The sequence below is a fragment of the Metabacillus malikii genome, from assembly GCF_030813355.1.
Lineage (GTDB): Bacteria > Bacillota > Bacilli > Bacillales > Bacillaceae > Metabacillus > Metabacillus malikii.
Window position 1 is genome coordinate 98,305 of sequence record NZ_JAUSUD010000016.1, and the last position, 14,394, is coordinate 112,698.

Here is a 14,394-nt window from a genome sequence, read left to right on the forward strand (position 1 = left end):
TTACACTTTATTTTCCGATGTTCAACTTATTGATATGATTGATTAAATTGAACTGAGTGGATATACTACACTTAGAAACTGCTACTTTAACTATACTGTTCAAATTGGAAAATAAACTCGACAAAAACAATGAAACCGTTTAGAATATTAGGAGGACTTGTTTGTATCTACTTATTGACTTTTGATACAATGAAATGACTTATTATGGGTAAGGAGGCTTTTTGATGGGCTTAGTTGTTATTTTCTCACTAGTTACAATTTTAGCTATATTTGGCTTATTTCGATCATTAAAGGATAAAAACCTTCTTGGTGCATTTTTTGCATTTGGTACACTTGCGGTGTTTGGTTGGTTTACAGTAATGACTGTATTAGAACAAGGGTTCCCAACTGCACACTAATTATATCTTGCAATGAAGTTAGTAAAAAACCCCAACTGCTGCAAAGCAATGGGGTTTTTATTATTAGGATTTGTTAAAAACAGCATCTAGGAAATATGTTAATTTTCACTTATAGTACAAATCCTCACTCACAACAATTTACGTTAGTACCGATATTCTATGAAAGAATATGCTGGTTTACACTTTTTATTTTACCTTCCATTGTCGTTTCCTTATCTCTTCGGTCGTCAATTCGAATATTAGTTGCTACTCTACTTACCCCTTTTTGAAATGGGGCTTCATGAATCGCAGAAATTACTTCAAAAAGTACAAACAATTCTCCTTCAATGATTGTATTCATCGGTGTTAATTGATATTTAATTTTCCCTTCACGCTCATAACCTTTTAGTATCTTTTGTATATCCGCGACATATTTGCTTACACTAGGCTCCTTCGTTCCAATTGGGATGACTGTTACATCGACGATTGCCATATCATTCAAACCTTTCTAAGCTAATTTTATTATATCTTGCATTTGCTTATTTTTAATATCAATGATGTATTCTAAACTTGCTCCATACAATACATATTGCCCATCAGGGGAAATCTTAATTGGGAGATTCTCTAAATTTGAGTATATTGTTTCCTTCTTTTTAGTCTTATAATTAAACGAAATAAGTGAATAAGTAGAAAGATTTTCGTCAACTTCTACCGTAACATACAAATCGTTGTGCATATCATGAGAGGGTACCGACCATTCAGAGAAAAGTGAAACAAGTCTAGTTTTCATTTCTGATAACAGCTTGTGGTCGTCATATCGATAAAACTTAACGTACGCTGTACCATGATTATCTATTAATTCAATTGTTGACATTACATTTATAAAGTTTGTATTTGCTACAACATCGTTTGATATTAGTGATTCAGTTTTTTTATTTATATCATAGCTATATAACGGTGCTGTTAAAGCAGGGATATCTTGGTCCCATTTTAAGTAGGTAATATCTGAATCTCTTGCCCATTGGATAAAAGGTATCTCAAATGGATTATCTATCATTTGTTTTGTATCTACATTAAGTATAGAAGTACTAAAGGACCAATTCTCATCAAAACTAGAAATGAAAAGCTGTTCTCCATTTACTTGATTCCAAGTATATTCTAATTCATTAGTTTTTATATTCGCTTTATATTGCAGCTTTGCGTCATCGTCAATGATTAAAATTTCAGCTACGTCAGGAGAAGGACTTGTATGTATAAAAAAAAGTGACTGATTCACATTTGCTTCAAATTGAACCAACGGAGCGTCTAATTCATAAAATAATGTTGACTCACCTGTAAAAATATTATATGTATGAATTTTTGTTCCTACTGGTGAATTAGTAGTATAAAATAATGTTTCTTCGTCCATCCAATCTAGTACTGTGCTGAATTGTTCTTCATTAACTTCTAGCGGAATCGCTAGTGTTTTCTTATTAGTCTTCGGTTTATCCTCTGATTTCTGAGCTTCTTTTTTAGATGAAAGTTCTTTTTTTACATTTTCCTCTTGTTGATTAGATGATACACATCCTACGCAAAGAAGAACAGTTAACATGAGGAGGAAACATAACTTAATTACTTTCATCAACTCACTACGTCACCTCGCTTACTTATAAAAAGGTACAATATATCTTCTGTAAAAGAAATAAGTTAATATGCGAAATATACATGTATCATTAGGTTAGTTAAGTATTTCATTACAACTATTACTACAACCAAGTTTCAAGAGTACTACATTATATTATGCGGACCACCATCATTGACTAGAATGCGAAAGTTTCGTACTAATGATTATGTAAGTTAAAGTCAACAGGATTCTCATGGATTTCGATCTATATTAATTATACGTCTTATTAGAGTGAATGTTTCATTTATTTATTAAAAAATAAAATACTGACTGTTTTCATTAACAAAGTGCTTTCTATTCCTTTTAATTGATATCAGCAGAACTCTAAAAATAGCTTCACAGTAGTGGTTAAAAGCAACAATGTTTACGAAAACAGTCTCTTTTTATCACAAGTATAAAGCAGCTAAAAATAACCGATTACATTTTTGGTAGATTGAGTAACTATCCTCAAATGGTAATGGATTCACACCATATCCTAATTCTATCGTATAGCCTGGTTTCTGATATTCATTTACAAACCAGTCGCGGAATCCAGCATGACTATCTATATTTCTTATTGCTTTATAACTACTCAATCTTTCGAACTCTGAAACAATGAAACCTGCCTCATCTGGTTCTTTACCTAAATATCCCCAATAAATTTCCTCTCCTTGAGTATGGAAGGCAAGAACGCGATCAAATGAACCCTTTTTTACTAAGTCTGCTAGTGCTATTGATTCAGGCTCTGATAAAGGGTAGTCTCCTGGATAATCACGTGGAGCTGGTTTTTTGGGGATTTTCCGTTCTTTCTCAATTTCCCAATTTGCAGGATATTGATTATTTAAATCCACCCCTCTTATATTAGCTTTCCATTGTGAAAAGTCCTGTTGATGTTGATTTATTTTTAAGACTTCTTCTTGAACGGCACGATTTTCAGGTAAGCCATTTAATACTAAATCAACTCCATCTGGATTAACCATTGGAACAAATGACAGTGTAGTTTCTGAATATAAACTCATCAAATCATGACCATCTTCGGAACTGTTAGTTACAAGACCTTGTAAATAGGTAGATAACCAGTACATCATGATACTTGTTGTAATCCATTCATTTGCATGAAACGATCCATTCATATGAATTTTTTTCGGCCCATCTCCAATTTTCAATTCTATAATAGGTGTGCCAAGAACACTAAAACCTATAATCTCCTTTTTAATGAATGGAAACAATTGTTCAAAAACTTCAATTTCATTTAATAATTTCGTTGAATCGTAACATTTCATCTCATGCTCCATTTTCACATGTGGTATATTGCCCTTTTCAAAGAGTAATACACTCTCTACTTTATTCAAATCAATATCACCAGCAACAAGTGGTATGTTTAATTCCATATTTGATTCAAACTTTCCGTTAACTAATTGTATATGTCGATTACTATCTTTAATCAAAATAGCGGGGATTTGGATTAGACTTGACAATTCATTAATAGATATAGGTTCCCTCACGATAAATTTCATTAATGACAGACCTCCATTGACAACGAAATGATTAGAATACGTTCAGTCTAACAATATGTAATACAGTTTAATTACATACCTTGATTTTATCGTCGCTCTAGGAATTCAAAAATATATTGTAAAACTTTAAAATGCACAAATTATGTTGGAGATGTAGTGGATCAAAAAAGAGGCTGACTCATCAGCGTCTGCCCCACCAACAAGTCGACATAAAGTTGATAAAAATCATCTTTAATTGTACTTGGGGGGGCAGACACTTTGTTTTGAGTCACCCTCATTATTAATTCGTCTTTGGTTGTTCTTTTTCGGCTTCAATTGGTTCTTCCGACTCGCTATCTTTTCCATAGAAACGCAATAAGTCTCCATAGATAATTTCATCGGAATAGCTTAATTCTTGCTTTGACTTTTCCATATATGGTTCACATGCTGATTTATCAACTTCTAATCCAGTCGATTTATCATAGCATACTCCACCGGTATACACATTATTTTCAGTAATAAAACTACCGTCACGTAGTACTGTAAATGAAAGCTTATCGTCAGAAAACGCATCCGAACCAAACTGAATATGCTCATTCGTTTCAATTCCTAGTAAACTCATAACTGTCGGACGTATGTCGACTTGACCAGTTACTTTTGAGAAAGTCTGAGGATTTTTATCAGAAACACCAGGTATATGAACGATAAATGGTACTCTTTGAAGTTGAATTGTCTCAAATGGAGTAATTTCTCTTCCTAAGAATTTCTCCATTGCTTTATTATGATTTTCTGATATACCGTAATGGTCTCCATATAAAACAATGATTGAATTATCGTAAATACCAGATTCTTTTAATTTCTCGAAGAAGTGTTTAACAGATTCATCCATGTATCTAACAGTCGGAATATACTGATTTAATGTTTTACTATTAGAATCAAATTCTTCGATTAACTTATCTTCTTCCCCTAAATCAAACGGGAAATGATTCGTTAACGTTATTAATCTAGTATAAAATGGTTGTGGTAAAGTTTTCATATGATTAACTGTTTGTTCAAAGAAATGATAATCCTTTAATCCCCAACCAATTGAATTCTCCTCTGTAACTTCATAGTCATTAACATCAAAGAATCTGTCGTACCCAAGAGTTTCATACATAATATCACGATTCCAAAAGCTCTTATTATTAGCATGAAAAATTGTTGAATAGTACCCAAAATCTTTTAATAACTCAGGAGTGGCTGTATACTCATTACTACTATTTGTAAAATAAACGGCACCTCGTCCTAAAGGATACAATGAATTGTCCACAATAAATTCTGAGTCTGATGTTTTACCTTGACCAGTTTGATGGTAGAAATTCTCAAAATAATAACTTTCATTTATTAAATCATTTAAGAATGGCGTAATTTCTTGGCCATTTAGTTGTTCATTAATAACAAAGCTTTGTAATGATTCCAATGATATGAGAATAACATTACGGTCTTTAGCTATTCCATTTAAGTCTTCAGATGGATCTTTACGGTTGGCATTTACATAGTTTTCAATCTCAGTCAAGCTATTACTATCTGCTAAGGCACGTTGAGCAGATGTTTTTGATTGTAAAAATGCGTCATAGATATGAAAATTATATACGCTTATATTTTTAACAAGGATTTCACGGTCAAACGTACGAGTCAATAGCTGTGGTCTTTCAGTTTCTGCTAAGCCAAGATTAAAAAAGAATACTGCAGCAACTAATAAAAAGTAAGCTGATTTTTCCTTTCTTGTAAGGCTGATATCAGTTTTAAACACTGGCTTTTTCAATAACCAAAATAAAACTACTAAATCTACTAACATTAAAATATCAGTTGGTAAAAATAAGCCGCTAATGCTACTACCTAAGTCACCCATATTACTAGTTTGAAACAATACTGGTATCGTTAGGAAGTCGTTGTAAAAACGATAGAATACCATGTTTGCCAGTAACAAAATCGTAACAAAAATGCTTGTTCCAAATATGTAGCGATTTCGGTTCTTTTCTTTCATAAATAACCCGATACCGAAAACAAATAATAAGAAACTTAACGGGTTAATAAATAATATAACCTCTTGGGTGAAGTTCTCAATTTTAATATCAAAACTAGTTTTATAGACAATATAAGTTTTGATCCACATAAAAAATGTTGCTATAAGTAAAAAATGAATCTTCGAAAAAGATTTCTTACGCATTGACTAACCTCCTAATCCCATGGGACAATTGCGTTTTCTATTTTTATTTCATAAGTTTACCAATATTAGGTTGACGTTAAATTACTAAACCATATCTTAATACTTCTTTTACAAAAAATCAATCCTTTTTAAATATTGTCGTAATAACTGCATGTTAGAATTATAATCTTTACCTTATTCATTTATCCTAATTATTAGACGTGGAACTTGAAAAAAAGTTTCATTTTGTTTAAAAGTAAAAAAATTCAGAAAAGTCTATTTACAACGTATTGCACGTAAATTCTTTATAAGAATAACCTTTTACTATGATTTCGTGCTTTTCATTTAAGTAATATTTCAGACATAACAATTAGAGAAAGATTATACAAAAAAAAGGCACTAGAAGCGCCTTTTTTCCATTAGTTCAATATTTTTGATTTTACTAGCCACGCCCCGCCAATAACACCTGCATCATTGCCTAATGTTGCGACTTTTATTGTTGCTGCCTTAGCGACTCTAGGAAACGCAAACTTATTAAAATAATGATTAACCTTTGAAATGAGAGGTTCACCTGCTTTTGATACACCGCCACCGATAACAATTTTTTCAGGGTTAAGACCATTTGCTACATTCGCTAACATTAAGCCTAAATGAAATGTAACATAGTCAATGATTTCTTTAGCTAAATAATCACCTTGTTCAGCAGCATCAAAAACATCTTTGGAAGTGATTTCACCACTTTCGACAATTTTGTGAAGAATACTTTCCTCGTTGGCTGTTGCTACTTTTTCTTTTGCAACTCTTACAATTCCTGTAGCTGAAGCAATTGTTTCAATACAGCCTGTTTTCCCACAATTACAAGGTGCTCCTCCTTCAGGAACTACTGTTATATGGCCGATTTCACCACCAGCTCCATATACGCCATGGATAACTTCACCATTAGAAATCAAACCACCCCCAACACCAGTACCTAATGTAACACAAATGAGATCCTTCGCCCCATCTCCTGCACCTTTCCACATTTCACCCAATGCAGCAATGTTTGCATCATTATCAACAACTGCTTTAAGTCCAGTTTCTAATTCCAGATGATCTCGTAATGGATAGTCTTTCCAGCCTAAATTAACTGTTTCATAAATAAGACCATTATCAAGATCAACAGGACCTGGTGCACCCATTCCAATTCCTGCAAGCTTATCCTTTGATACACCTAATTCTGATAATTTCGTATCAATTGCTTTCGCAATATCGGTTGTTATTTCCTTTCCAGACTTATCAGTCGGTATTTCCCACTTCTCAATAATTTCACCATAATAATTAATAAATGCCATTTTTATAGTAGTACCACCTAAATCAACACCAACTAACCATTGTTCGTTCATGAATTTTCACCTTTTCCTTCTATTATATATGCGCCTTTAGAAACCGCTACCAACTAAGGTATATTTCCTACAGTGATCCGAAATAACCATTTCCTTCTTCACCATCATACCTTGTAATGAATTCACAAATACCTTCCTTTTATGAAGGCTGTCCTTGTAAACAATTGTGGCTTTTAAATCCATTGTCAATTTGAATTAATTCAAATTTTATGTAGGTTCTATTATAGGTAGGCTTACCCGATAAATACTTGAACGACCTAAAAATACAACTATACACAAGTTCAAAACAAAAGAATAGTACTTAAAATTTGTATAAATGTCCACTACCTATTACCATTATCTTTTAACTTTTGAGCTTCTGTTCTTAACAGTAAAATCGCCATTTGATAGTCCTTTGGCTCTATGAGGTTCGATTGATATAGTTGCTTAACTTCCTCTTCCATTAGTTCAAGGTCTGCTATTCGGTCACCTATGTATATAATGATACCGTATTTCTTTAATAATTGCTGAACATCATAAATGGTTTTCACTAAATCACCTACTTCAACTTATATGTTCAAGTATATCGGAAATGCAATTATCGTCAAGAACACGTTATTTTTACTTCATTTTATATAATTTTGAATAACTGTATAACCTAGTTGATGTATAGTGCATGAGACTCTTGCTTTATTATATCAATATCAACATAATTCAACTATCTCCATTTTACAATTCATCATTTAAACAAAAAAAGAATTGTCAATTTCTCAACAATTCTTGTAGTATCTTGATATTATCGATCAGGGTCCTTTGGATGTAAAAACCTTGGCCGTCTATTTTTTAATGGCATTGGGGCTCTAAATAATACATCACGCATACCTCGATAATCAAATGGTATAAACGGATATAAATATGGGACATTAAATGATTTCATTCTTGCCAACATAATAATCCATAATAATATCCCTACGACAAAACCTATTACTCCTAATACGGCTGTAAATAGTAATAAAACTATTCTTACCAGTCTATTTGCCAAACTTAATTCATAGCTCGGTGTTGCAAATGTGCCAATTGCAGCAATCGAAAGATATAAAACAACTTCATACGAAAGCAATCCTACTTCAACTGCGACTTGTCCTATCATTAATGCAGCAACTAAACCTAATGCCGTAGCAAGCGATGAAGGAGTATGGATTGCCGCCATCCTCAGGACATCAATCCCGACTTCTATAATAAGAAATTGAACAATTAAAGGGATATGCCCTTGCTCATCAATTCCTATAAATTCTAAGCCTGGTGGTAATAAACCTGGATTTTCTGCAAATAAGTACCATAGTGGTAACAGAAAAATTGAAGCCCAGACTGCCATGAAACGCACAAGCCTCAAATAAGCTCCTACTAATGGCTTATTTCTATATTCCTCCGCATGCTGTAAATGGTGCCAAAACGTAGTTGGTGTAATAATTGCACTGGGAGAACCATCGACAAATACAACAACATGTCCCTCATACAAATGTGCAGCTGCAGTATCTGGCCTTTCTGTATAACGCACTGTCGGGTATGGATTAAAATGTCGCCCACCTAAAAATTCCTCAACTGTTTTTTCTCCCATCGGTAAACCATCTGTATCGATTGCCTTCAAGGACTCTTTTAGTGATTCAACATGTTCCAAGTCTGCTATATCTTCTAAATAACAAACTACTACATCGGTTTTCGACCGTCTGCCTACTTGTAAATATTCCATCCTCAAAGAGCGATCTCTAATACGTCTCCTTGTTAACGCCGTGTTAAAAACTATCGTTTCAACATACCCATCTCTTGACCCACGGACAACCCTTTCTGTATCAGGTTCCTGCGGCCCTCTTACCGGATAGGTCCTTGCATCGATTAGAATTACCTCATCAATACCATCGACCACAAGTGCAGTTGGTCCTGCTAGCACCATTTGAACGACGTTGTCTAAATCTTTTGTTTTATCAATTTCAACATAAGGTATGTACGTTTTTAACAGTTTATCTAACGTATTTTCTTCTATTTTATCTGGGGTTAATTCCGATAAATATCTCATCAAATAGTGGAGAATATCATCTTTTACAAACCCATCAACCATATATAATGTCATATTACGACCTGCATATTCAACGTCAAGCTGAATGACATCAAAACTTTTCTTTACCCCAAGCCGTTCAGAAAGGTATTTCGTATTTTCACTAATATTTTTTGATGCCTTATTAATTTTTACCTCATTTGTCATACTATATCTCCATTTCAAAGCCAATTTATTATCATCATAGACGAATAATTGGCAAAACATACCTAGTATATCAAATTGAGATCTGAATATAAGAATCATCGTCTACACCAAAAAGAATGGAGCTCAAAAAGGCCAAAGGACTATCCCTTAAGGTAGTCCTTTGGCTTATCTTTCAATATTCAACTATGGAATTTACTTATTTTCCTTTTTCAAGTTCATCTTTTATTGATTTATAATCTTGATTATTAGGTTCAATCTTCAATGCTTTATTTATGTGCTCTAATGCTAATGCATAATCATTATTTGAAGCATATAAAATTGATAAATAGAAATGAGCTTGATGGTAGTCTTTGTCATTTGAAAGGATTTGCTTGAGATGCGTTAATGCTTCCTCCTGTTTACCTAGTTCAAGTTCAGTAACTGATAAGAGTAACAAAACTTCATTTGTGTGATTACCATTTGAAATCGCCTCATGCAATAATTCATAAGCAGCTTGCGGTTGATTATTTTGCAACATTTCTTGACCCTGATAAGCAATATAATGACTATACTGTGGTTTTGCTTCATTTAGTCCAAATTGATACAATGAGGTAAATAAAACAAACAACCCGATTACCCCAGTAACTCTATATCGAGAATGGTTTTTGTGTGGTAGCTGTAAACATAATGCCGCTAAAAATCCACCAATTAAACCTCCAATATGTCCAGCGTTATCGATATTAGGAATGACAAATCCCATTGCTAAATTTATTGCAATAACAACTAGTATATTTGGACCAAGAGTACGTAAAAAAACTTGTTTATTAATTAACCCTATAAATAATAAGGCACCAAAACAGCCAAATATAGCTCCAGAAGCTCCTGCAGATATTGACGGACTAAAAGCAAAACTTGCAAATGTCCCTGCTAAACCAGCAACAATATAAATAGAAAAAAATCTCAACGACCCAAATGCTCTCTCTACAGCAGGACCTATATAGTATAGAGCAATACTATTCATTACTAAATGAAGAAACCCTATATGTAATACGATTGGAGCGATGAACCGCCACCACTCTCCTGCATAAATTAGTGGGTTAAATTTTGCACCAAATTGAATTAATGTTTCATTATTCGTACTACCACCAGACATCTCCATCAGTATAAACATAATAATTTGTAGCCCTAAAAATATGTATGTTAAGAATGGTTTACCGTATTGAAAGATTGCCTTTTCTTCTTCTTTTAATTTATTATGATGGTTAATGACCCTATCTTTCACATATTGAATGTCGTTCAACTCGACATCTGACTGCTGTTCTACATCTATCGGTATTGATAAGGCTTCCTCTAATTTCTTTAAGCCGCTGTCAAATTGCTCACGATGTATTAATGCTGAAACAATATTAATTTTACCCTTTTCTATAGAATATCCTTCAGTAAATGAAACCGGATAATCATCAACAGGCGGTAACGAGGAAATATAAACATTCATGACATGTATTGGTCCCCGTACACCATTTCTTAACAAGTGTTGGAAGTTCCGGCCAGCTTGTTCGATATCAATTGCTAAAGTATTTCCCCAGTCTACATCTACACGAACAATTCTTACAACTGTAATATGTTTATGTCTTTTCGGCTGCAGTAATATTTCATTGCCTTCCTTTAATAAAGCAATAATTGAATAGTCGTGTTCAATGACAAGCTTTTCAATAATTCTCCAGTAGTTAAAGTCTTGCTCAAAAACCATATTATCCGCTCCGACTCCATTTTTACTTTATTATAACAATAACTATAAATGAAAAGATAGGTTTCCGGATTGTTTATATGTACATAGACGGTTTCTCACAGTGTTTAACCAGGATGTAAACCCGAAAATATTGTATTGGGGAACAAAAAAAGAATGACTCGAAACAAAGAGTCGGACCGAACATTCAATAAAAAAAATAATATGTTGGGTCAGACACTTTTGAGTCATCCTTCTGTAGGCTTATTGGAAAGCCTTTTGCATAAAACGCTCTTTTAAAAATGGAATTCTCATTGATAAACGAACGAACATTCTTCGTAAATTAGGCTGTCCTAATATTACATTAACTATTTTGTAACGATATCGATACAAAGCCATTGAACCTACGGCAAGCATTATTACCCTTTTCATTAAACATCCCTCCTACTATTATATTGAGTAGGAATGTGTTATTTTATCCTTGGAAAAATGGAGACATCGTTTCTTTTAATACCGTTACAGAATGTTGAAATTTATTTTTTTCCTCTTCATTTAAGTTGAGCTCAATTACACGCTTAATGCCTTCACGGTTAACTATCGCTGGTACTCCTATATAAACGTTATTAGCACCGTATTCACCATCTAAATAACTTGAAACAGTTAAGATAGAGTTTTCATTATTTAAAATCGCCTTTGTAAGTCGTACAAGCCCCATAGCAATACCATAATAAGTAGCACCTTTTCGGTTTATGATATCATAAGCAGCATCCCTTACATTAACGAAAATCTCATCTAATTTATCAATTTCACCATTAAATGACTCTAAAATTGGGATCCCGCCGATATCCGCATGACTCCATACCGGCAATTCTGTGTCCCCATGCTCGCCAATAATGTACGCATGGACATTACGAGTATCTACGTCGAAATGCTCTCCTAATAAATAACGGAATCTTGCAGTATCTAAAATAGTTCCTGAACCAATTACTCGATTTTGAGGTAACCCTGAGTATTTCCAAACAGCATAAGAGAGTATATCAACCGGATTAGTAGCAACGATAAAAATTCCATTAAAACCACTATTCATCACATCTGTTACAATTGTTTTAAAGATTTTTAAATTTTTTGCTACTAAGTCTAGACGTGTTTCCCCAGGTTTTTGGTTCGCACCTGCACATAAAACAACGATATCAGCAGATGCACAGTCATCATAACTTCCGAACCAAATCTTTGTTGGGTTTGGTGCAAAGGCCAAACCGTGATTAAGGTCCATTGCATCTCCTTCTGATTTCTCTTTATTTAAGTCAATTAAGACTAACTCTTCGGTTACTCCTTGATTTAACAATGCGAAAGCATAACTTGAACCAACCAATCCTGTCCCAATCAGTGCAACTCGATTAACATTATTAGCCATGACAACCATCCCTTTCATATGTAACCTCTTCAGGCATTGTGAAACATATCACAATGTCTTAATTCTATTTTACACTATTTTTTTTATATTTGTATAAATAATTGGAACAATTTTATGAATAAATCACCATACCTGCAATTGTTGCAATGCTGATCGATATTAAATTTACCGCATCATTATTTAGTAAAGGAAAACGACTACATACTTTTGCTTCCATTCTGCAATGTTGTTTTCTTTCAGTGATTTTACCACATGCCTCGCACTTATATTTCACTTGTATTGTTTGGCCTAATATTGTATCTAACACATTTCCTAAGAAACCTAATATAAATATCCCTATAAACATGTTCCATGGTAGTGAAAATAACATACTACTAAGCATACTTATAAGAAACGAGCCAGCTATAGCCGCACTAGTACCTAATAAGGAAATTGCTCCAGATGTTCCTCTAGGTACCTTTTTAAAAGTAAATAGCATCCTTGGCTTTTGTTTACTTAATGTGCCAATTTCTGAAGCCCACGTATCTGAGGTTGCTGCAGCTAATGAAATACAGAAGCCTGCTAGCAATGTGTGACCTGAAAATAGTTCTATAATAGATATTAATGCTATTAGTGTAGGTATCCCACCATTTGCCAGTACTTGCAAGCTATCACGTTGCCCACCTTTATTTACTATATCCAAAGCACTGCTTTTTCTTTCTTGTTTACACTTACTAAATAAACTTGAGCTTACAAAAAAACAGCCTAAAAGGAGCAGACCATTATATGAAAAGCCTAAATAGATTGAGAAACCGACGATTACAGAGGTAATTGCACCAGATAATGTTAATGACTTTAGCTTATAGGCTATGTATGAAACACATATAATTAAAATGATAAATGTTATGTAATTGAACATTTGATTATTTTTTCTTCTGTGATAATATAAGGAACTGGCACGTCATGCTCCTCAAATGGTACTGTTTCAACAACTTGAATACTAAATGCTAAAGCAACCACATGATGATTGAAGTTTCGTAAGTATCGGTCATAATAACCACCGCCATATCCAACACGATAACCCCTTCTATCAAAACAAACACCTGGAACTACCATTAAATCAATTTCAGAACGACTAATTGCTCTAGTTTCATCCTGTACCGGTTCAGATATATTATGATAACCCGGTTCAATCTGCCCGAAGGAGTTAATTAATCTAAACTCCATTGTATGTGACCCGGGAATACATTTTGGAACAGCCACTTGTTTATTCTCTTTCCAAGCTTTTTTAATAATATCAGTCGTATCAACTTCTTTCCCAAAAGAGATAGTAGTGGCAATGGTCTTTGCATGCTTCCAACAGTTCGTTAAAAAAAGCTGACTATGAATTCTCTCAGAATAGCACCTATACGTTTCTTCTGTTAGAGAATTTAAGTTATCTTTCATCTTTCTACGGACTTCTGACTTTATCAATTTAGTCACCTCCTCATATTATTATAGGCTATATTTTGAAACTTTTGTCGTTTATTTACAATTTATTAATAATCAATCAGGGATGGAATTAACTAGGATAGTTAAAGTATTGTTAGGTAATAACAGTGTTTAAACGTGGATTTTTACAATACAGAATGAGTATCTTCTTTAGCCATTTAATGTTCTCATAAATATTTGTGATAATTTCAACAAAGTAGGATTTCTTGTGGTGTGGATGTAAGGAATGAGGAAAGAACAAAAGCGCAAGCGCCTTGATCAGCCCCGACAAGCATAAGACGCTAAAGAATAAAAGACGTTCTTTGTCTTCAATTCTTTAGTGGCTTATGACCTCGAGGGGCTAGGCGTTGGAGCTGGATATCGAAGTACTTATCCACAGTAGAAGCATTTTATAGTTTCCTGGTGTATGAAATAATAATTTTGGACACAAAAATGTCCCATGACTATGCTACGATTGAAGTACTTAACCAAGTTTACTCAA

The 14,394-nt window shown here is 33.5% G+C and carries 13 protein-coding genes; 1 reads left to right on the forward strand and 12 read right to left on the reverse strand.

The features are described from left to right. The first annotated feature begins 224 nt into the window (after nt 1-224). On the forward strand, nt 225-398 hold the full coding sequence (locus J2S19_RS15255) for a DUF2759 domain-containing protein (protein WP_307343814.1): 174 nt from the start codon (nt 225-227) through the stop codon (nt 396-398). Between the two features lie 157 nt (nt 399-555). On the opposite strand, the gene J2S19_RS15260 is transcribed toward J2S19_RS15255, so the two are convergent. The 12 genes from J2S19_RS15260 to J2S19_RS15315 form a co-directional block, all read right to left on the reverse strand. Further along, nucleotides 556-870 carry an MTH1187 family thiamine-binding protein gene (locus J2S19_RS15260; RefSeq protein ID WP_307343817.1) on the reverse strand — a complete coding sequence of 105 codons (315 nt, stop codon included), beginning with the start codon at nt 868-870 and terminating at the stop codon, nt 556-558. A 15-nt stretch (nt 871-885) separates the two neighbouring features. Further along, on the reverse strand, nt 886-1,998 hold the full coding sequence (locus tag J2S19_RS15265) for a YqgU-like beta propeller domain-containing protein (RefSeq protein WP_370875155.1): 1,113 nt from the start codon (nt 1,996-1,998) through the stop codon (nt 886-888). A 428-nt stretch (nt 1,999-2,426) separates the two neighbouring features. Continuing rightward, the gene (locus J2S19_RS15270; RefSeq protein WP_307343823.1) at nt 2,427-3,536 is read right to left on the reverse strand and encodes a M14 family metallopeptidase; all 1,110 of its coding nucleotides are present in this window, start codon (nt 3,534-3,536) and stop codon (nt 2,427-2,429) included. A gap of 280 nt (nt 3,537-3,816) precedes the next feature. Further along, nucleotides 3,817-5,724, reverse strand: coding sequence for an LTA synthase family protein (locus tag J2S19_RS15275; RefSeq protein ID WP_307343825.1), 1,908 nt, complete (start codon nt 5,722-5,724; stop codon nt 3,817-3,819). A gap of 398 nt (nt 5,725-6,122) precedes the next feature. After that, the gene (locus J2S19_RS15280; RefSeq protein ID WP_307343828.1) at nt 6,123-7,085 is read right to left on the reverse strand and encodes an ROK family glucokinase; all 963 of its coding nucleotides are present in this window, start codon (nt 7,083-7,085) and stop codon (nt 6,123-6,125) included. A gap of 323 nt (nt 7,086-7,408) precedes the next feature. Continuing rightward, nucleotides 7,409-7,615, reverse strand: coding sequence for a YqgQ family protein (locus J2S19_RS15285; RefSeq protein WP_307343830.1), 207 nt, complete (start codon nt 7,613-7,615; stop codon nt 7,409-7,411). Between the two features lie 245 nt (nt 7,616-7,860). Beyond that, nucleotides 7,861-9,324, reverse strand: a complete 1,464-nt coding sequence (locus tag J2S19_RS15290) for a spore germination protein (RefSeq protein ID WP_307343833.1) — start codon at nt 9,322-9,324, stop codon at nt 7,861-7,863. A gap of 196 nt (nt 9,325-9,520) precedes the next feature. Beyond that, nucleotides 9,521-11,053, reverse strand: a complete 1,533-nt coding sequence (locus J2S19_RS15295) for a rhomboid family protein (RefSeq protein ID WP_307343835.1) — start codon at nt 11,051-11,053, stop codon at nt 9,521-9,523. A gap of 240 nt (nt 11,054-11,293) precedes the next feature. Beyond that, the gene (yqgO, locus tag J2S19_RS15300) at nt 11,294-11,461 is read right to left on the reverse strand and encodes a protein YqgO (protein WP_307343838.1); all 168 of its coding nucleotides are present in this window, start codon (nt 11,459-11,461) and stop codon (nt 11,294-11,296) included. Nucleotides 11,462-11,504: 43 nt separating this feature from the next. Beyond that, nucleotides 11,505-12,443 (reverse strand): L-lactate dehydrogenase, encoded by a 939-nt coding sequence (locus J2S19_RS15305; protein WP_307343860.1) that lies wholly within the window; start codon nt 12,441-12,443, stop codon nt 11,505-11,507. 112 nt (nt 12,444-12,555) lie between these two features. Continuing rightward, nucleotides 12,556-13,341 (reverse strand): DUF92 domain-containing protein, encoded by a 786-nt coding sequence (locus J2S19_RS15310; RefSeq protein ID WP_307343841.1) that lies wholly within the window; start codon nt 13,339-13,341, stop codon nt 12,556-12,558. Beyond that, nucleotides 13,326-13,895, reverse strand: a complete 570-nt coding sequence (locus J2S19_RS15315; RefSeq protein WP_307343844.1) for a 5-formyltetrahydrofolate cyclo-ligase — start codon at nt 13,893-13,895, stop codon at nt 13,326-13,328. Before J2S19_RS15315 ends, J2S19_RS15310 begins: the two co-directional genes overlap by 16 nt. Nucleotides 13,896-14,394 lie beyond the last annotated feature (499 nt).